General features: G+C 69.4%; 19 protein-coding genes and 2 pseudogenes. 6 read left to right on the top strand and 15 right to left on the bottom strand.

From position 1 onward, the window contains the following. The first annotated feature begins 29 nt into the window (after positions 1 to 29). Entirely contained in the window at positions 30 to 947 is a 918-nt protein-coding gene (gene lgt / locus V5E28_RS01880) for a prolipoprotein diacylglyceryl transferase (protein ID WP_336204305.1), read from the top strand. A 14-nt stretch (positions 948 to 961) separates the two neighbouring features. Here the strand turns inward: lgt and V5E28_RS01885 are convergent, their stop codons facing one another. From V5E28_RS01885 to V5E28_RS01925, 9 genes and pseudogenes are all read right to left on the bottom strand, one after another. Then, complete coding sequence (locus V5E28_RS01885; protein WP_336204307.1) at positions 962 to 1,387, bottom strand: hypothetical protein; 426 nt, start codon at positions 1,385 to 1,387, stop codon at positions 962 to 964. A 315-nt stretch (positions 1,388 to 1,702) separates the two neighbouring features. Further along, positions 1,703 to 1,888 (bottom strand): hypothetical protein, encoded by a 186-nt coding sequence (locus V5E28_RS01890; RefSeq protein ID WP_336204309.1) that lies wholly within the window; start codon positions 1,886 to 1,888, stop codon positions 1,703 to 1,705. Positions 1,889 to 2,088: 200 nt separating this feature from the next. Then, the gene (locus tag V5E28_RS01895) at positions 2,089 to 2,988 is read right to left on the bottom strand and encodes an ABC transporter permease (RefSeq protein WP_336204311.1); all 900 of its coding nucleotides are present in this window, start codon (positions 2,986 to 2,988) and stop codon (positions 2,089 to 2,091) included. After that, complete coding sequence (locus V5E28_RS01900) at positions 2,985 to 3,824, bottom strand: ABC transporter ATP-binding protein (RefSeq protein WP_336204314.1); 840 nt, start codon at positions 3,822 to 3,824, stop codon at positions 2,985 to 2,987. The genes V5E28_RS01895 and V5E28_RS01900 overlap by 4 nt, the downstream gene beginning before the upstream one ends. Further along, positions 3,821 to 4,219 (bottom strand): GntR family transcriptional regulator, encoded by a 399-nt coding sequence (locus V5E28_RS01905; RefSeq protein WP_336204316.1) that lies wholly within the window; start codon positions 4,217 to 4,219, stop codon positions 3,821 to 3,823. The genes V5E28_RS01900 and V5E28_RS01905 overlap by 4 nt, the downstream gene beginning before the upstream one ends. 276 nt (positions 4,220 to 4,495) lie before the next feature. Then, on the bottom strand, positions 4,496 to 4,804 hold the full coding sequence (locus V5E28_RS01910) for a hypothetical protein (protein ID WP_336204318.1): 309 nt from the start codon (positions 4,802 to 4,804) through the stop codon (positions 4,496 to 4,498). A gap of 119 nt (positions 4,805 to 4,923) precedes the next feature. Continuing rightward, positions 4,924 to 5,049: a hypothetical protein gene (locus V5E28_RS01915; protein ID WP_336204321.1), complete on the bottom strand. Its 126-nt coding sequence runs from the start codon at positions 5,047 to 5,049 to the stop codon at positions 4,924 to 4,926. Between the two features lie 66 nt (positions 5,050 to 5,115). Beyond that, positions 5,116 to 5,811, bottom strand: coding sequence for a cytidylate kinase family protein (locus tag V5E28_RS01920; RefSeq protein ID WP_336204323.1), 696 nt, complete (start codon positions 5,809 to 5,811; stop codon positions 5,116 to 5,118). A 39-nt stretch (positions 5,812 to 5,850) separates the two neighbouring features. After that, positions 5,851 to 6,427 (bottom strand): annotated as a pseudogene (locus V5E28_RS01925) (transposase); the annotation flags it as partial. A 205-nt stretch (positions 6,428 to 6,632) separates the two neighbouring features. Here V5E28_RS01925 and V5E28_RS01930 point away from each other — a divergent pair. Continuing rightward, positions 6,633 to 7,007, top strand: a complete 375-nt coding sequence (locus V5E28_RS01930) for a hypothetical protein (RefSeq protein WP_336204324.1) — start codon at positions 6,633 to 6,635, stop codon at positions 7,005 to 7,007. A 219-nt stretch (positions 7,008 to 7,226) separates the two neighbouring features. Continuing rightward, a pseudogene (locus V5E28_RS01935) lies at positions 7,227 to 8,046 on the top strand (helix-turn-helix domain-containing protein); the annotation flags it as partial. Positions 8,047 to 8,060: 14 nt separating this feature from the next. Here the strand turns inward: V5E28_RS01935 and V5E28_RS01940 are convergent. The 4 genes from V5E28_RS01940 to V5E28_RS01955 all read right to left on the bottom strand — a co-directional run bounded on the left by V5E28_RS01940 (position 8,061) and on the right by V5E28_RS01955 (position 13,614). Next, the gene (locus V5E28_RS01940; protein ID WP_336204326.1) at positions 8,061 to 8,447 is read right to left on the bottom strand and encodes a helix-turn-helix domain-containing protein; all 387 of its coding nucleotides are present in this window, start codon (positions 8,445 to 8,447) and stop codon (positions 8,061 to 8,063) included. After that, positions 8,444 to 8,833 carry a type II toxin-antitoxin system RelE/ParE family toxin gene (locus V5E28_RS01945; RefSeq protein ID WP_336204327.1) on the bottom strand — a complete coding sequence of 130 codons (390 nt, stop codon included), beginning with the start codon at positions 8,831 to 8,833 and terminating at the stop codon, positions 8,444 to 8,446. The genes V5E28_RS01940 and V5E28_RS01945 overlap by 4 nt, the downstream gene beginning before the upstream one ends. Before the next feature lie 208 nt (positions 8,834 to 9,041). Next, positions 9,042 to 10,181 carry an acyl-CoA dehydrogenase family protein gene (locus V5E28_RS01950; RefSeq protein WP_336204328.1) on the bottom strand — a complete coding sequence of 380 codons (1,140 nt, stop codon included), beginning with the start codon at positions 10,179 to 10,181 and terminating at the stop codon, positions 9,042 to 9,044. 19 nt (positions 10,182 to 10,200) lie between these two features. After that, positions 10,201 to 13,614, bottom strand: coding sequence for an indolepyruvate ferredoxin oxidoreductase family protein (locus V5E28_RS01955; RefSeq protein WP_336204330.1), 3,414 nt, complete (start codon positions 13,612 to 13,614; stop codon positions 10,201 to 10,203). Between the two features lie 152 nt (positions 13,615 to 13,766). On the opposite strand from V5E28_RS01955, the gene V5E28_RS01960 reads away from it, so the two are divergent. After that, complete coding sequence (locus tag V5E28_RS01960) at positions 13,767 to 14,219, top strand: Lrp/AsnC family transcriptional regulator (protein ID WP_336204332.1); 453 nt, start codon at positions 13,767 to 13,769, stop codon at positions 14,217 to 14,219. A gap of 3 nt (positions 14,220 to 14,222) precedes the next feature. Here the strand turns inward: V5E28_RS01960 and V5E28_RS01965 are convergent, their stop codons facing one another. Then, positions 14,223 to 14,870: a polysaccharide deacetylase family protein gene (locus V5E28_RS01965; protein WP_336204334.1), complete on the bottom strand. Its 648-nt coding sequence runs from the start codon at positions 14,868 to 14,870 to the stop codon at positions 14,223 to 14,225. Between the two features lie 724 nt (positions 14,871 to 15,594). On the opposite strand from V5E28_RS01965, the gene V5E28_RS01970 reads away from it, so the two are divergent. Both V5E28_RS01970 and V5E28_RS01975 read left to right on the top strand, forming a co-directional pair. After that, a complete protein-coding gene (locus tag V5E28_RS01970) occupies positions 15,595 to 17,136 on the top strand; it encodes a M28 family metallopeptidase (protein ID WP_336204336.1) in 1,542 nt (513 codons plus the stop codon). A gap of 117 nt (positions 17,137 to 17,253) precedes the next feature. Further along, on the top strand, positions 17,254 to 18,060 hold the full coding sequence (locus tag V5E28_RS01975) for an exodeoxyribonuclease III (protein ID WP_336204338.1): 807 nt from the start codon (positions 17,254 to 17,256) through the stop codon (positions 18,058 to 18,060). Positions 18,061 to 18,108: 48 nt separating this feature from the next. Here V5E28_RS01975 and V5E28_RS01980 read toward each other — a convergent pair whose 3' ends face one another. Then, the gene (locus V5E28_RS01980; protein WP_336204340.1) at positions 18,109 to 18,471 is read right to left on the bottom strand and encodes a cupin domain-containing protein; all 363 of its coding nucleotides are present in this window, start codon (positions 18,469 to 18,471) and stop codon (positions 18,109 to 18,111) included. Positions 18,472 to 18,525: the final 54 nt, after the last annotated feature.

Genomic DNA, 18,525 nt, shown 5'->3' on the forward strand with positions numbered 1-18,525 from the left:
GCATGCTCGCATCCGATACCGTCACCGACATGCCCCTCGCCTTGATTCCCAGCCCTTCCGAGGGCGTCTGGCATCTCGGATTCATCCCGATCCGGGCTTACGCATTGTGCTTCATTGTCGGAATCGTCGTCGGCATCTGGCTCAGCGAGCGCCGCTGGCGCGCCCGGGGCGGCGAGAAAGGCACGATCAACGACATCGCGGTTCCTGCGGTGATCTTCGGCCTGATCGGCGCCCGCCTCTACCACGTCATCGTCGACTGGCAGACCTACTTCGGCCCGCGCGCGATCAAGGAGCCCTACCAGGCGCTGTTCATCTGGGAAGGCGGGCTCAGCATCTGGGGCGCGGTCGCTCTGGGAGGCGTTGGCGTGTGGCTGGCCTGCCGCCGCCGGGGACTGTCCCTCAGCGTCGTGGCCGACACGGTCGCACCCGGCATCGCGTTCGGGCAGGCGATCGCCCGCTGGGGCAACTGGTTCAACCAGGAGCTGTACGGCAGTCCGACCACGTTGCCGTGGGGCCTGGAGATCGACCAGGCGCACGGGGGCGAGCCGGGCGTGCTCTACCACCCGACGTTCCTGTACGAGTCGCTGTGGACCGTGGCGCTCGGTGTCGCGCTGATCCTGGCCGGCAGGCGGTTCACGCTGCGCCACGGCCGCCTGTTCGCCCTCTACGTCGCCGGCTACACGCTGGGGCGGTTCTGGATCGAGGGACTGCGGATCGACCCGGTCGGCGGGGTGGACCACGCGGTGACGTTCCTGGGACTGCGGATCAACCAGTGGACCTCGATCGTGCTGTTCGTCGGCGCGCTGGTCTACCTCTGGGTGACTCGTAACAAGGACACCGAAGAGATCCTGGTGCCGGCCTCGCACGAACAGGCCGCCGATCCGGCGCATCCGACAGACCCGGCCGACGCGGAGGAGGACACCCGCCAAGCTCCAGGAGGTGCTTGACGGCGCGGACGATCTCAAGACAGCGAACCCCGCCGCCCCGCACAGGGAAGCGGGGTTTCCACTGGTGAAGCGGTGAATGCGGGTCGCCGCCGTATGATCACGTAAGGCGCGGTTGTAGCACCCGGTCGCTGTACAGCAATTCGACCGGTCGAGCCGGCCCGGTTCTTCTGCGCTCGGCGGCACTGCGCCTCGCTCTCGCCCCGGTGAAAGAAGTGCGGGATCTTCTCGCCGCTGATGCGGGTGAAGAGCTGGCGCCCGCACCCGTTGACCGTCCCGCACCAGGAATCCATGCCGGAGTGCTCCCGGCGGAACTCTTGGGCGGCGTCGTGTTCCATGGGCAGGAAGACGGCGTCCTGGGAGTCGGCAGTCGGGCCCTTGACGGCCGTCTGCACCAGGCGGCGGTCCTGTGCTGCTGCGGAAGTCGAGCGGAGTTGGGTCAAGTGTGGAACTCCTTCCAAACACCAGCCCGGTTCGGCCCTGAACCGCTACACGGTCGCAGAACGTCACCGCTGGGACTGCACGAACCACAACATGTAGTAGTCCGCAGGCCAATGATGCCCTACAGCTAGGGCATTGGCACGCACGTTCGAGATAATCCCCAGCTCAAGCCGCGTGCCTCTTTTACTCAGGGTCATATGGGCTGTTCACATTGCGTGTCCCCGGCCCCCGGCCGCCGACAGGCAACCAGCCAGCCGGGCGTGAGCGGAGCCGCAGGTCACTTCCAGGGCTGGCGACCTGCGGCGCGGAACAGCACGTCACGGCTCGGGATCGTTGTCCTGGCGCACTGTCAGCGGGACCACCCGGTAGAGCAGTTGCCTGGTGTCGGTGACTGAGTAGGCGTACAACACCGGCGAGTGTTCCTCCCACCGCACCGCACCATGACCGCCGCGCTCAGCGAAGAGCTCGACTCCGGCCTGGGCGCGCTCCCGGCTCAGATACACGTGTGCCCAGTACGTCGTGTACGACTTCGGCTCCCGGTCGGTGTGATTTCGTCGGCGAGTAGTAGCAGCGCTTGACGGTCAGTCTGGACAGCGCCTGTGGTGTTCGCGGGCCAGAAATGTCGATGAGAAGTAGCATCGGTTCCAGCCGAGGTGCTCGACCAGCTGGTGCGCTGACCAGTCAATTCTGGCGTTTACCTCGCTCAGCCGCGGCGGACTCGCCACACGATCAGGGCGGTCAGGGCGAGGGCCAGCCCACCGAAGATCGCTGCTTCGATGAACTGGAACTCCCAGAACCGGCTGGCCGGGTGGTAGGTGGTGGACTGCCGGAAACCGAGCCGCCGCGCGACCGCCTCGAGGTCTCCATCGCTGGCTAGGTTGAGCAGCTGCTCCTCCGCGGACCGGGTGAGCGGCCGGCCCGCCGAGTCCACGAACAGCCGCTCCAGCACCCAGTTACCGCTGGCCCAGCCGCCGCTATCCCCCGATAGCGGCGCACGGTAGGAGGGCCGCAGCCCGGATTCGACGCCCAGCCGCAGCGGGAGGAATACGGCGAACGTCGCGGCCATGGCGGGGACGGTCCGTCGGATGAACGCCCCGAAGAACACGCCCATCGCCACGGCCAGCAGGATGTAACTGGGATAGACCGGCGCCGCGAAGTTGAACCGGTCGGGATGGAATCCCACCGGGATCACCGGATCGAGCCACCATCCCATCACCAGGCTGAGCACCAGCCCGGCCGCCGCCATGAACCCCAGGACGAGGATGAGCTTGACACTCAGCCACCGGGTCCGCGACACGCCCTGGGTCCAGGCCAGCTGCCAGGTGCCGTGCTCGTACTCGCGGGCCAGCAGGGGCGCGCCGATCAGAACGCCCGCCAGGACGGCCACGATCTGCAGCCATGTGGCGATTTCCAGGGGCAGCACGCCGTACTGCTCGCGGAAGGTTCGAAAGGTGTGCTCGCACGCCTCGGTCGCCTGCAGGCAGGGCGCGTCGGCGGCGCGCATGGGGATCCCGGTGACCAGCGCGAGGACGCCGAGCACGCCGAGCAGGGTGGCGACGCCGATGACCTCGCCCCGATGCTGGCGCCAGGTGAGCCAGATCATGGCTCCTCGCTTTGCAGGTAGGACAGGACGAGCTCTTCCAGACCGATCGGGTGGGCTTCCCAGCCGGGCAGGATCGGGCCGCCGCCGGTGCGGAGCACCAGGTGGGCGTGCCGGTCGCCGCGGGTGGCGTGGACCACGCCGGTCAGCGGGACCTGCGCCGAGCAGGGGCCGGTCAGCACCCGGTGCGCGGCGAGCAGGTCGTCGATGTCGCCCGCGATCTTGACCCGGCCGCCGGTGATCACGACGAGGTAGTCGCAGACCCGTTCCAGTTCGGCCACCACGTGGGAGGACAGCAGCACCGTGAGCTCCTCCTCCGCCACGGACGCCATCAGGCCGGCCATGAACTCGCGCCGGGCCAGCGGGTCGAGGCTGGCCACCGGCTCGTCCAGGACCAGCAGTTTCGGCCGCTTCGCCAGGGCTAGGGTGAGGGCGACCTGGGCCTGCTGGCCACCGGAGAGCGTCCCCGCGCGGCGCTCGAGCGGAATGCCCAGGCCCGCGAGTCGCCGTTCGGCCAGGTGCTGATCCCAGCCGACGTTGAGCGCGTGCCCCATCCGCAGCAGGTCGCGGACGCTGAAGCGCTGATAGAGGGGGTGGTCCTGGGCGACAAAGCCGGTCAGTGGGGAGGCGGGGACCGCTGGCTCGCCGAAGACCGCGACCGTGCCCTCGGTGGGCCGCAGCAGCCCCGTGACCAGCCGCAGGAGCGTCGTCTTGCCCGCGCCGTTCGGGCCGACGAGCGCGATCACCCGCCCTGCCGGCAGCGAGAGGTTGCAGTCGCGCAGCGCCCAGGCCGACCGGTAGCGCTTGCCGAGCCGTACGGTCTCCAGCAGGGGGTTCACGCCACAACCTCCTCCTCGCCCAGCTCGCGGCGGGCGGTCGAGAAAAGGGCGGTGACCGCCTCCTGGTCAAGGCCCACCGCGTAGGCGCCGCGCAGCCATCTCTCCAGGTCGCGGCGCAGGGCCGTGTAGAGGGCCGGCGTCACCGTCACCCGCGGGGCGCCGGTGACGAAGGTGCCCAGACCCGGCCTGGGGGTCACCAGGCCCTCCTGCTCCAGCTGCTGGTAGGCCTTGGACACCGTGTTGGGGTTGATGGCCAGCTGCTCGACCGCCTCGCGGATGCGCGGCAGCTGATCGCCCTGCCGCAGATAGCCCAGAAGCAGTGCCTGCCGGACCTGGTGAACCAGCTGCAGGTAAGGCGGGACACCGGAGTGACTCTCCAGACGGAACGCGAACATCGCCCACTCCAGTTCTATTTTCCTATGAAGATAGGAAAACTCCACGACGCACTTCCGTCAAGAGACCTCGCCTGCACAGTGACCGGCGACTCAATCAACCACGTCCTACAACGGACGCGTCCAGACAGAAGTCACGATCGCGGTCGGCAGCGGTTCTCAAGGCCCTTCATAAAACGATCGTTTGTTGAAGGTAGCGAGGGTGGGTAAATCGCCGATGCCAGATACCTGGCAGGCCCGCGGCGAACCGCGGGCCTGCCACTTGCATGACCGTCACGCCTATCCGGACTGCACAGTGACCGCGACAGGTTTCTCGGTTGCGGTATTCACTACCGCCCGGTCGCCCAGTGGTGCCTTCAGCCGGAGTTCTACTGGATGCTGGTATCCGATCAACAAGCTGTACGTCGGCTCTTCCCAAGGCCACGGCCGATCACAGATGTCCTCCTCTACCAGGACACCGATGACGACCGTGGATGCGGATTCTTCCACCATGGTGTCGGCCACACGCTCGCACGGCTCGGGACTCGAAGAAGGGCGGCTGAACACAACCTGCATGGTCAGCGTCCTCCCATCGGGTGACAGCGTCACGTTCTTGACTTTCCGCCACTCCGACGTGCTGCATCCCGCAACTACCAGTGAGACGCAAACCACTGCGAGTGCTCTACTCCTCAGGCTGGTCCTGAGCGTGGCCATTGAGTCTGCCTTCCTTACCTGCGTTTCATGACGTCGCCACCGTACGACTGGCGCACTGTGGTGATGTCGGTGAACGCCAGCCAGCAGTCGAACGTACTGGAGATACCGCTGCTCACGAGGCCCTTGGCGGCGCTGATCACATGACCAGTCTGTCGGAAAGTGGACGTCACGTCATGACGGCTAAGGGTGGGTATGCGGAGCAATTGTCAGATCATGTGCATCGATGAGGGTGGTCGGACTTCCCAGGTCGGCCGTTGGAGCTGATCGTTGTACACGATGATGTCGGCGTGGTCGGTTGGGCGGGCTGTGGCGAAGTAGAGCTGTTGGGAGGGGATATAGCGGTTGCGCCAGGACCGTTCGATTTCGGCGGTGGATCCGGCCAGCGCTGCGCCTCGGTCCCGGGCGCGATCTACCGTCTGCTCGAATGGGACGGACACGAAGATCCGCAGGTCCCACCGGTCGATGAGTTCTGGGCGCAGGAGGAAGACGCCGTCGAAGAGCAGTACGGCGTCTGCGGGGGCGGTCGTGGCCGGCGGGGACGATGGGGTGTCGGTGTCTCTGTCGTAGACCGTGTGTTGGAACCTTCGGTCTCCGCCTGGGCCCAGCGGATCGAGCAGGACCCGGCACAGCGCGGCGTGGTCGTGGGCGTCGAAGTAGCAGCCTTCGGCCGAGTACTGGCCGCGTCGGTAGCGCTGTGCACGGGGGAAGAGGAAGTCGTCGATGGTCGCGCGGATGACGTCGCGGTTCTGCGCGCGCAGGACGACGGCGAGCTCGTCGGCCAGCGTGGTCTTGCCGGCGGCGGGCGGCCCGTCGATGGCGACCCGCAGCGGGTGCGCGGTCGTGACGGATCTGATCGCCTCGGCCAGCCGACTGATGAGTTCGCCGCGGGTGCCTTGGTCCATTGCTGCCTCTCTCACGGTGTCTCTGTTGAGCACCGTACGTCAGGCGGCGGTCGCCGGCTCGCGTTCAACGAGGACGCCTCGTTCGAGGCGGGCTCCGGCGCGGACGAGGGCGACGAGGTGGGGTGCGTTGACCGCGCGCCAGCGGGCCTGGGCGGACTCAATGAGTTTTGAAGGCCATGGCCAGGCCGGCGGCTCGGGACCGCCCTTTGGTGACCTTGGTGCGATGCCGGCCCGTGGCGAAGGTGGACGCGATCGGGTTGGTGGTGCGCAGATGCTGCCAGGTCTCGTCCTCGGCGTTCCAGATCTCGGCCAGGTGCTTCTTGGCCGAGGGTGCGCCGATTTCGGCAGCGCCGAGAGCGCGTTCGCGATCTTGTGAAACCAGCATCTCCGCTTCCGGGCCTCGGGAAACACTTCCCGCAGCGCGCCCCCGAACCCCAACGCCCCGTCGCCGACGGCCGGCACCGGGGCGCGCATGCCACGCCGAGCGCAGCAGGTCGGCCCACGACTCGATCGACTCGCGATGGCCGTCGGCCAGCGCGATGAGTTCTCTGCGGCCGTCGGCGCGGACTCCGATCTTGACGAGCAGGCAGAGCTTCCGCACGTCAGGAGCTACTTGGCCAGATGCCTACTGATGACCAGGCGCTGGATCTGATTGGTGCCCTCGAAGATCTGCATGTTCTCCGATACTCTCCGTGGCCACCTGCAGAAACCTGTCGATCAAGAGCCTGAGCAGGGGTTACGGTTGCGGCTGGCTCTCGTCGTTTCTCGCTGCTCTCGGCCATCCCACGGAACGGCGACGGAACAGAGCAGGAGGTTGCTTCATGGCGATCCCGAAGAAGGGTTCCCGGTTCATCACCGTCGACGGCACCATCTTCCGCTGGCGCGTCCGTCGTAGGCCTACGTACTGCCAGGGGAACAGTTGGGGCCCGATGACGTTCGCGGTGGAACTAGCCGATGCGCCGGGTCGCGTACTCCTGGCGTCGCTTCCCTGCTCCCGGCCGGACGCGTGGTGGGGAGAGCGGACGATCACCATTCGGCCGGCGCTTGTGACGGCGACCGTACGCATGGCGCTCTGTCACGGCTGGGATCCGCGGCAAGCAGGCAAGACCTTCGACTTCGCACTCACCGATGGTGACCTAACCGAGTTGATGAACGGCCAGTCGCCTGCCTACGACGTCCCTTTCATGCGGAGATAACCTCCTCCGCGACCAGCACAACCGTCCGCTTTTCAGACGGACCGAGCGCCCTGGCGCCCGTACCCTCGAACGAGGTCAGCGGTGGTGTGAGGCTGCCATCGTGCGTCCGTGGTGGCCCACGTTGTCGTCACGGTTGTCGTCAACCTTCGCGCGACCTCAGCCATGTCGTCCGCGGGTTATGGGCCGCGCCCAGGGAGGCCGGGATTGGCCCTGGTGGATATGTCCGTGGTTGAGCAGCGGCATCGGGCTGTGCTGGCGGTGCTGGCCGGCGGTTCGGTGACCGAGGTCGCCCGTGAAGTCGGGGTGGCGCGGCAGACGTTGTCGGGCTGGGTGTCGCGTTATCGGGAGTCGGGGCTGGGCGCTCTGGTGGATCGCTCGCGGCGGCCGCATTCGTTTCCGTCGCAGATGAGTGCGCAGGTGGAGGTGCTGGTGTGTGAGCTGCGGCGTCAGCATCCGCGGTGGGGTCCGGTCCGGTTGGCGCATGAGGCCGGCCTGCGCGGGGTGGATCCGCCGCCGTCGCGGATGGGGGTGTATCGGGCGCTGGTGCGTCACGGGCTGATCGAGCCGGGGGCGGGGCGGCGCAAGCGGGGCTATCGGCGCTGGCAGCGTGAGGCGCCGATGGAGTTATGGCAGCTGGACATCGTCGGCGGGGTGTTGCTGGCCGATGAGCGTGAGGTGAAGGTGGTCACCGGCGTCGATGACCATTCCCGGTTTTGCGTGATCGCCAAGGCGGTGGTGCGGGCCACCGGCCGGGCGGTGTGTCTGGCCTTCGTGGAGGCGCTGCGGGCGTTCGGGGCGCCGGTTGAGGTGCTGACGGATAACGGTAAGCAGTTCACCGCGCGGTTCGGCCATGGCGGTGTGGTGTTGTTCGATCGGATCTGCCGGGATAAACGCGATCGTGCACCGGCTGCCAGCGATGATGCCTGTCCGTTTGAAATCTGGCCGCGTTTCAAATGGAGTTGGACGTGTGGGTGGCCCGGTACATAGCGTCCGGCCGCATCAAAGCCTGGACATGGCTGTGCCGGCCGACCGGTTCCTTCGCTGGGCTAGCTATCAGGCGTCAGTGGTGCGCGGCTTGGTACGCGAGCCCAGGAACTTGAAGTGGCGCTTACACGTCTTCCTCATCCTGCCGGCGTGTAGCCGGTAGGTGCCACCAGGGAAGCTGGCGGTGAGCTCAAGATGCCCGCCGATGGCCTCCACATAGCGGGCGACCACATCCACTGACGAGACTTCACCACGTTCGATCTGCGAGACACGCGCCTTCGTCACACCCATCGAGGCAGCCACCTCGTTCTGCGTCAGAGCGGCGCTCTTGCGGCGCTGGGCGAGCTGCCAAGCATCGATGAAATCGTCGACCATGCGCCGGGTCTCGGCAAGGGCTTCCTCCCCTCCGGCCTGCTCAACATGCTTGGCGCGGTTCCACTTCTTGAATGTCGTCATTGGTTCTGCCCCTCCGCTTCTGCGCGCTCCTTCAGGTAATTTTCGTACAGCCCCTCCGCGTGCGGTACGGCCTCCTCATACCAGCGGTTAGGGTCGCTGGGGCTCGCCTCGATCTTGTCTGCGGCGACAAGGATGATGGCGTCCCGTCTTGGGTCGAAGACGAACAGCAGTCGAAGTGCGCTACGTCGGGTGGACCGGGGGCGCAGTTCCTTCAGGTTGGCGATGCGCGAGCCGTTCACCTTGCCCACGAGTGGCCTGCCCAGCGCTGGACCGTTCTCCGCGAGCCGATCGAGCGCATCGATGACGAGCCGATGCGACCCTGGATCAAGGCTGCTGATCCAGGCATCAACCTCGTCGGTGACATAGATGCTCCACTCGTCCTGCACGCCTCAAGTATAGGGGAGCCTTTACCTCTGGGTGGTGGCCGCAAACGCCGAATCGCCTCCGACGTGCTTTCCCTGGAGCGCCTGGCCAAGCGGGAAGCGCCGTGGTCCAGGCCGGTCACGGAACCGGGACGGAACAGTGATCAATCGATCTTCAAGGACACCCCGCCCCCTGGCACACAGGCAAGCGGGCTTTTCACATAGTCAGACGCTACTTGGCGAGGTGGCGGCTGATGACGAGCCGCTGAATCTGGTTCGTACCCTCGAAGATCTGCATGATCTTGGCCTCGCGCATGTAGCGCTCGACCCTGAACTCCCGCGTGTACCCGTAGCCGCCGAAGACCTGCACCGCGTCGGTGGTGACCTTCATCGCGGTGTCGGTGGCCACCAGCTTGGCCACGCTGGCCTGCCTGCTGTAGGGCAGGCCGGCGTCGCGGCGGCGGGCCGCGTCCAGGTAGGTGGCGCGGGCGCAGTCGACGCCGGCGGCCATGTCCGCGAGCAGGAAGCCCAGCCCCTGATGGTCGATGATCTTCTTGCCGAACGTACGGCGTTCCTTGGCGTAGGCGACCGCCTCGTCGAGCGCGGCCTGGGCGAGGCCGGTGGCGCAGGCGGCGATGCCGAGCCTGCCGGAGTCCAGGGCGCTGAACGCGATCTGCAACCCCTGCCCCTCCTCGCCGAGCAGCCGGTCGGCGTCGATGATCGCGCCCTCCCAGTGGGCGCTGGTGGTGGGGATCGCGTGCAGGCCCATCTTCTCCTCGGGCCGGCCGAACGTGAGGCCATCGGCGGCGCCGGGGGCCAGGAAGCAGGAGACGCCGCGGCTGCCCTCTCCGGTGCGGGCGAACAGGGCGTAGAAGTCGGCCTTGCCGCCGTGGGTGATCCACGCCTTGGCGCCGGTGACGCGGTAGCCGTTCTCGACCCGTTCGGCCTTGCAGGTGAGCGCCGCGGCGTCGGAGCCCGCCTGCGGCTCCGACAGGCTGTAGCCGCCGACGAGCCGCCCGGCGAGCATGTCGGGCAGCCAGCGTTCGCGCTGCTCGGGCGTGCCATAGGTGGCCACCGGGAAGCAGGCCAGGGTGTGCACGCTGGTCGCGACCGCCACGGCCGCCCACCGCGCGGCCAGTTCCTCGATCACCTGCAGGTAGACCTCGTACGGCTGGCCGCCGCCGCCGAGCTCCTCCGGGTACGGCAGGCCGAGCAGCCCGGCCGCGCCCAGGGTCGCGAACAGGCCCTCGGGGTAGGTCTCGGCGCGCTCGTGCTCGTCGACCCGGCGCGCGAGCTCCTTGTCGGCGATCTCACGGGTCAGCTCGATGAGGTCCTCGGCGTCCTGGCCGGGCAGCAGGCGATCAACGGTCACGGTCACTCCTCGGGCGGGGTCAGGCGGGGTGCGCGGCGGGTTCGTCCAGGCGCGCGAGTGCGGCCCCGGCCCGCTCGCGCCACTCGGCGACGCGGGCGAGCTTGATGTCCTCATACCCGCGGATCTGCTCCGGCAGGGCCGCGAGCTCGGCGACCGCGTCGGCGGTGCCGGGGGTGAGCCTGGTGAGTGCGTCGCGCATCAGATCACCGTATTCGGTGACCAGCTCGCGCTCGACCCGGCGTACCCTCGCGTAGCCGAACACGTCCAGCGCGGTGCCGCGCAGCACCCGGGCGGCGCGCAGCCCGCGGAAGAGCACCCCGGCCGAGCGGCGCAGCCTGATCTTGCGCTTCATGCCCATGGCCCGCAGCACCGGCGGGTGCAGCAGCACCGACACCACGGCGTCGGCCCCGAACTCGCGCTCCCGCCTGGCCTGCTCCTGCGGGTCCAGGTGCAGCCGGGCGACCTCGTACTCGTCCTTGTAGGCCATGAGCCGGTGCAGGCTCCTGGCGTAGGCGAGGGCGATCCGGGTCCCGGCCTCCTGTCCCGCGCGTTCGGCGGCGAGCGCCGTCACGTGGCTCACATCCTCGGCGTACGTACGCGCGTAGGCGGCGTTCTGGTAGCCGGTCAGGTCGGCGGTGCGGATGGCCACCGCCTCCTCCAGCCCGGCCGGTTCGGCCCGCGTCGCGTCCGGGGTGACGGCGTCGAGCACGGCCTGGCGGTCGACCACGACGGCGCGGCCCCAGCGGAAGGCGCTGAGGTTCTGCTCGACGGCGGCCCTGTTGAGCCGGATCGCCTCCTCGATGGAGTCGGCCGAGACAGGCAGGCAGCCGTGCTGGTAGGCCGCGCCGACCAGCAGCATGTTGGCCGGCATGTGGTCGGCGAAGAGCGCCTCGGACAGGCTGTGGGCGTCGAGGTAGAGGTTGTCGGCGCCCCGGGTGGCCGACTCGACGCGCACGATCGCGTCGGCGGGCGAGCCCGGCATGGCGGCGCGGCCGGTCACCATCGCGGCGGTGGGGACTACGGAGGTGTTGACGACGGCGACGGTGCGGGCGGGCGAGGCGACGGCCAGGTTGCCGTCGGCGGCGGCGCCGAGCAGGTCGAAGCCGATCAGCACGTCGGCGGTGCCCAGGGAGGCGCGCACCGAGCCGGCGACCGGCCGCCGCGAGACGCGCACGTCGCTGACCACCGGGCCGCCCTTCTGCGCCAGCCCCGTCTGCTCCAGCCCGGCCGCGTGCAGGCCGTCGAGGTGGGCGGCCATCTGCAGGATCTGCGAGACGGTGACGACACCGGTGCCGCCGATGCCGGGCATCCTGATGAGCGTCGAGTCCGCGTCCAGCCTGCTGACGGGCTCGGGCAGTTCGACGGGCAACGCGCTGGGCAGCTCTGGCACCGGGCGCGCGCGCCGGGTGCCGGGCTCGACGAGCAGGAACGACGGGCAGTCGCCCTTGAGGCAGCTCAGGTCGGAGTTGCAGGACGCCTGGTGGATGCGGGTCTTGCGGCCGTACTCGGTCTCGACGGGCTGCACCGACAGGCACGTGGAGGCCTCGCCGCAGTCGCCGCAACCTTCGCAGACGCGCTCGTTCACCACGACCTTGGCCACCGGAGTGGGCAGTTTGCCGCGCTTGCGCAGCCGCCGCTCCTCGGCCGCGCACCGGTCGTCGTGGATGAGCACGGTCACCCCGTCCAGCTCGGCGAGTTCCCGCTCGGCCTCGGCGAGGTCGTCGCGGTGCCGCACGGTGGCGATCTCCGCGAGCCGGACCCCCCGGTACGTCTCCGGCTCGGGGGTCGTGACGATGATGCGCCGTACCCCCTCGACTGCCAGTGCCCGCGTCAGCGCGGGCACGTCCAGGCGGCCTTCGGCACGCTGGCCGCCGGTCATGGCCACGGCGTCGTTGTAGAGCAGCTTGTACGTGATCGGCACCCCGGCGGCGACGGCGGCCCGGACCGCGAGCGAGCCGGAGTGGTGGAAGGTGCCGTCGCCGAGGTTCTGCACGAAGTGACGGTCGCCGGTGAAGCTCGTCAGGCCGATCCACTGAGCGCCTTCGCCGCCCATCTGGGTGATGCCGACCTGGGTGCCGCGCCCGTCGCCGTCCAGCGCGATCATGGCGTGGCAGCCGATCCCGACGCCGACCAGCGTGCTGTCCGCGGTGCGGGTGGAGGAGTTGTGCGGGCAACCTGAGCAGAAGTACGGGGTCCGCGCGGCCACCATCGGCAGCATGCGGCGGGCGGGCTTGGCGGGTGACAGCTGGACGGCCTGGCGGGGCAGGCGGTCGGCGCCGACGCAGGCGGCCAGTGCCTTGGCCACGTCCTCGGCGCCGAGGGTGCCGCGGGCGGTGAGCAGGTCGCGGCCGCTCACGACGGGGGTGCGCGGCCCGCCGTAGAGTGCCTGCTTCAGCTGACCCTCCAGGAACGGCACCTTGTCCTCCACGACGAGGACCCGGTCGAGGTCGCCGGTCATGGCGGCCAGGTCTCCGGCGTCGAGCGGGAACGGCATGGCGAGCCTGATCAGCCTCAGCCCGAGCGCGTCCATCGCGGGCTCGTCCAGGCCGAGGTCGGCCAGCGCCCGCAGGACCACGGCGAAGCCGGTGCCGGAGGCCAGGATGCCCAGGGTGGCCTGCGGCGCGGTGGAGATCACCCGGTTGAGTCCGTGCGCGCGGGCGTAGGCGCGGGCCAGGTCGAGCCTGCGGGTGAGCATGTCGTGCTCGGCGTCCAGCGAGGCCGGGCCGACCAGGACCGGGGACGCGCCGCGGTCGGCGTGGCCGGGCAGCGGGACGCCGTCACCCAGCGGGCCGAGATCCACGGTGGCCGACGCGTCCGCGATGTCCGCGACGATCTTCAGGCCGGTCCACAGGCCGGTGGCGCGTGACAGGGCCACCGCGTGCAGCCCGAACTCGATGATCTCCGCCACCGAGCCGGGCGCGAGCAGCGGCATGGACAGGCTCTGGCACATCGGCTCGCAGGAGCTGGGCACGGTCGAGGACTTGCTGCCCGGGTCGTCGCCGATCCACGCCACGGCTCCGCCGAGCGCGGCGGTGCCGGCCACGTTGCCGTGCCGGATGGCGTCGGCGGCCCGGTCCAGGCCCGGGTTCTTGCCGTACCAGAAGCCCGTCACCCCGTCGTGGCGCTTGCCGGGGAGCTGGCCGAGCAGCTGGGTGCCGGCGACGGAGGTGGCGGCCAGCTCCTCGTTGAGGCCGGGCTGGAACACCACTCCGGCGGGGTCGAGGAAGCGCGCCGCCCGGCCCATCTCCAGGTCGACCCCGCCCAGCGGGGAGCCCTGATAGCCGGAGACGAAGACCCGGGTGTCGAGGCCGCGCCGCTCGTCGAGGCGGCGCTGCTCCAGGGTCAGGCGGACCAGGGCCTGGATTCCGGACATCAGCACGCGGCCGTCGGTGGCCGTGTAGCGGTCGTCCAGCGACACGGGAGTCACGCTCACGCGAACCTCCTGGCTTCGTGGGGGGACCCCAGCACAGCAACGCGGCACGGCGATGCGCAAGTATCAGACGACCAGATCGGACAAAGACGCAAAGTTTTTGAGACTGTGGCATGAATAGCCGAGATGTTTTGCGGCGCATAGGAGGGTTTGGCATGCCGGACGTGGACGAGATCGATCATCACGTGCTGCGGCTCCTGCGCGAGGACGGACGCAGGACCTTCTCCGAGATGGCGGACAAGGTGGGCCTGTCGGTGGCCGCCGTCAAGCGGCGCGTGGACCGGCTGCGCGACATCGGCGTGATCACCGGGTTCACGGTCCAGATCGACTACGCCAGGCTCGGCTGGGGCATCGAGGCCTTCACCGAGCTGCGCTACCCCGGTACCACCCCGGTCAGCGACATCGTCCGCACCACGGCCGGCGTGCCGGAGGTGCAGGAGGTGTTCACGATCGCGGGCGACCCGGACGCGCTCATCCACGTCCGGGTGCGCGACCTCGGCCACCTGCAGCAGGTCATCGACCGGTTGCGCCGCGCCGGCGACGTCACCGGCACCAAGACGCTGCTGGTGCTCGGCTCGTGGACCCGGGACACGCCGCCTGAGGTGTGAGGCTCAGGTCTTCGCCGTGCCGGGGACCGTCGCGCTGTAGGCGAGCCGCGGCGTCCTGCCGCCGAACAGCCGGCTGACGGTGACGAAACGGTAGCCGCGCGCGGACAGAGTCTTCAGCACGGCCGGGATCGCCTGCACGGTGGTCGGGTGGATGTCGTGGAACAGGAGGATGCCGCCGGGGCGCGCCCCGTTGATGGCCCTGCGTGCCACTCTGGCGCTGTCCCGGTACTTCCAGTCCAGGGTGTCGGCGCTCCACAGGACCATGGGCCGTGACGTCTGCAGCCGGACGGCGGTGTTGAGCGCTCCGTACGGCGGCCGGACCAGCTTGGGCACCAGACCGGTCGCCGCCTTGACCGCTCGGTCGGTGCGGGCCAGCTCGGCCCGAACCTCGGCCGCGGGCAGCGTGGTCAGGTCGCGGTGCGACCAGGTGTGACTGCCGATCTCGTGCCCTGCCGCGACGGCACGCCGCAGGAGGCCCGGGTTCGCGGCTGCGTTCCGGCCCACGACGAAGAAGGTGGCGCGGGCGCGGTGGGCCGCGAGCCGGCGCAGCAGCGGGCCGGTGTACGGCCCCGGACCGTCGTCGAAGGTGAGGGCCACGCACTTGACCCGGCGGCAGTCGACCGCGGCGGACCCGCCCAGCGCATCGGACACCGCTGTGGACACCGCCTTCGACGTCGCTGGGGACATCGCTGGGGACGTCGCTGGGGACGTCGCTTGAGATATCGCTCCGGACGGGTTCCGCGCCGCGTCGAGGGCCGTGCCGACCGCCTCCGGACTCGCCTGGAACGCCGCCCGGCCGTCCGCGGCGGAGTCCGCCGTTCGGGTGGTGCCGGGTGTCGAGGTGGTGCCGGGTGCCTGGCCAGTGCCGCATGCCGCGGCCATCAGGCCGGCCATCACCAGCACCAGCCCTCGCCTTGATCCCCTGCCTGCTCCCCCGCCGGCCCCTCGGCCTGATCCATCCCCGGATCCCGGCCTCCCTGGTCCACCCGCTGCCCCGTGCTCTGATCCGTGCTCCGATCCACGCTGTGCCCCGTGCTCTGATCCACGCTGTGATCCGTGCCGCGCCAGAGGGCGCGGCCGCACGCCGCTTCTCATCGATCCCCCTCGTGCACCGCCCCCGGTGCGCCCTGTCCCCCTGCCGGTCCCGCGTCGCCGGGACCGTTCCAAGAAGTTGGACAACCGGCTTTCTCCGATGGTTCGGAGGAAGCCGGCATTTGGATGAGAAGTTCGCCGGATTTCCGCCCCACCACGGACGTTCCGAGTCCGTGACGCAACAGAGACATCCCTCGTCTTTCTGAAGTGCCGGATTTATCAATACGTTCGGGGAACGCGCGCACTTTGACCCGGGTCACCCCCCATGTTCCGAGGAGCAATCATGCGTTCCCGCCTCCGTAAGGGCGTGCTCGGCGCGGTCGTCGCCGCTCTGGCGCTGTCCAGTGGCGCCTTCACCGGCACGGCAAGCGCCCACCCGAACCACGACTCCGTCCGCAAGCTGGTCAAGGCCGTCTCGGGCAAGAACGTCAACACGCACCTCAAGGTGTTCCAGGCCATCGCGAACGCCCACGACGGGACCCGCGTGTCCGGCACCCGGGGCTTCGACGCCTCCCGGGACTATGTGGCCTGGAGGCTAAGGGCCGTCGGGTACAAGGTGACCGTCCAGCCGTTCGAGTTCCTGTTCGAGGGGTATCGCACCCCGCCGGCGCTCCAGCGGACCAGCCCGGATCCCAAGACGTACACGTACGGCTTCTTCAGCGACTACGTCGCCATGGGCGACTCGCCGGCGGGTTCGGTGAGCGGCCAGATCCAGGCAGTGGACCTGGTGCTGCCGCCCGGCGCGCCGAACAGCTCCACCTCGGGCTGTGAGGCGAGCGACTTCGAGGGGTTCGTGGCCGGCCGTGTCGCCCTCATGCAGCGCGGCACCTGCAACTTCCGCGTCAAGGTGGACAACGCCATGGCCGCGGGAGCCTCCGGCGCGATCGTGTTCAACGAGGGCCAGGAGGGCCGCACCGAGGTCGACCTGAACCCGGTGCTCGGCGGCCCCGGCGTGACGATCCCGTCGTTCTTCACCAGCTTCGCCGTCGGCCAGGACCTCGCGGCCGCGGCGGGCACCTCCGTCACGATGAACTGGGACCCGATCTCCGAGACCAGGACCACGTACAACGTGATCGCCGAGAGCAGGAAGGGCGACCCGAACAACGTCGTCATGGCCGGCGCGCACCTGGACAGCGTCCAGGAGGGGCCGGGCATCAACGACAACGGCTCGGGCAGCGCCGGCATCCTGGAGGTGGCACTCCAGTTCGCCAAGACCAAGCCGAAGAACCAGGTGCGCTTCGCCTTCTGGGGCGCCGAGGAGTTCGGCCTGCTCGGCTCGCAGCACTACGTGGACTCGCTGTCCGCCGAGGAGCGAGAGAAGATCACCCTCTACCTGAACTTCGACATGATCGCCTCGCCGAACTACACCTTCGGCATCTACGACGGCGACGGTGACGCCTTCGGCACCGCCGGGCCGGAGGGCTCGGCGCAGATCGAGGAGGACTTCGAGAAGTTCTACGCCGGTCGCGGCCTGCCGTTCACGGCGACCGCGTTCACCGGCCGCTCGGACTACGGGGCGTTCATCGCCGCCGGCATACCGGCGGGCGGCCTGTTCACCGGCGCCGAGGTGCTCAAGACCGAGGCGGAGGCCGCGATCTTCGGAGGCACCGCGGGCATCCCCCTCGACCCCTGCTACCACAGCGCCTGCGACACCATCAAGAACATCAGCGCTAAGGCGCTGGACGTGAACTCCGACGCGGTCGCGACCCTGGTGGCGACCTACGCCTTCGACACCGGCACGATCGGCACCGCGGCCACGGCGGCCACGGGCGCCGCGCGCACCGCGGCCACGCACGGGCACGCCCCGGCGGAGGCCAAGAGCTAGGAGTCGGTCACCCTAAGGCGCCCGCACCCCGGTGGTGCGGGCGTCTTCGTGTCAGCCGGTCCGGCCGGTCACTCGCGGATCAGGTGCGTGACGGGCGCCATGGGGCAGGCTGGGGGGATGCGCCTGGCGACCTGGAACGTGAACTCGGTGAAGGCACGGCTGCCCCGGCTGCTCGACTGGCTGGCCGAGGCGGAGCCGGACGTCGTCTGCCTTCAGGAGACCAAGTGCGCCGCCGCGAAGTTCCCCTCTCAGGAGGTCGGCGAGCTCGGCTACAGCGCCGCCGCCCACGGCGACGGCCGGTGGAACGGCGTCGCGGTGCTGTCCAGGGTGGGGCTGGGCGAGGTGGCCCTCGGCTTCCCCGGCGAGCCGGGGTTCGACGCGCTGAACGGAGCCTCCGGCGCGGCGCCCGAGCCGCGCGCGATCGGCGCGACCTGCGGCGGGCTGCGGGTGTGGTCGCTGTACGCGCCGAACGGGCGCACGGTGGACTCGCCGCACTACGCCTACAAGCTGGCCTGGTTCGAGGCGTTCACGCGGGCGCTGGCAGCCGAGCTGAGGGAGGGGCGCGCGCTGGTGGCCTGCGGCGACTACAACGTGGCGCCGACCGACGCCGACGTGTGGGATCCGAGCCTGTTCGTCGGCTCCACCCACGTCACGCCCGCCGAACGCCAGGCTCTGGCCGGGCTGAGGGCACTCGGGCTGCACGACGTCGTGCCGAAGCCCATGAAGGGGCCGCATCCGTTCACGTACTGGGACTACCGCGCGGGGATGTTCCATCAGAACAAGGGCATGCGGATCGACCTCGTCTACGCGGGCGCCGGTGTCGCCGGCAGCGTCCGCTCGGCATATGTGGATCGCGAGGCGCGCAAGGGCAAGGGCCCGTCCGACCACGCGCCGATCGTGGTGGATCTCGACGCACCGAAATGAGCGCACGTCGCCAGGGTGGCGGCGGCGATCCCGGCGGCGTGCGTGTCTCTAGGACTCCTTGGCCTTGGCGTACTCGGCGGCGCCGCCCGCGAAGTCGAACACCAGGGCCTGCTCGTCGCCGACGACCCAGGCGTCGTGTCCTGGCGGGGCCACGAAGACCTCGCCGGGGCCGACCTCGGCTTCGGTGCCGTCGTCCATCCGGATGTGCAGGCGGCCCCTGACGACGAATCCGTTGTGGTGGACCATGCAGGACTCAGTGCCCGCGATCGGCTTGACCGACTCCGACCAGCGCCAGCCGGGCTCGAACGTGGCGACGCCGAAGCTGAGCCCGCTGAGCTCGCACACCTCCAGGTGACCCATCGGGAAGTCCCGGCGCTCGTCCGGCTTGTCGATGCTCTTGACCTCGATCATGACGTCCCCCCTCGTCAGGTCCAGTCTGGCACCGCCGAGTACCTGTCACAAGAA

It is taken from the genome of Nonomuraea sp. LPB2021202275-12-8 (assembly GCF_037044575.1).
GTDB lineage: Bacteria > Actinomycetota > Actinomycetes > Streptosporangiales > Streptosporangiaceae > Nonomuraea.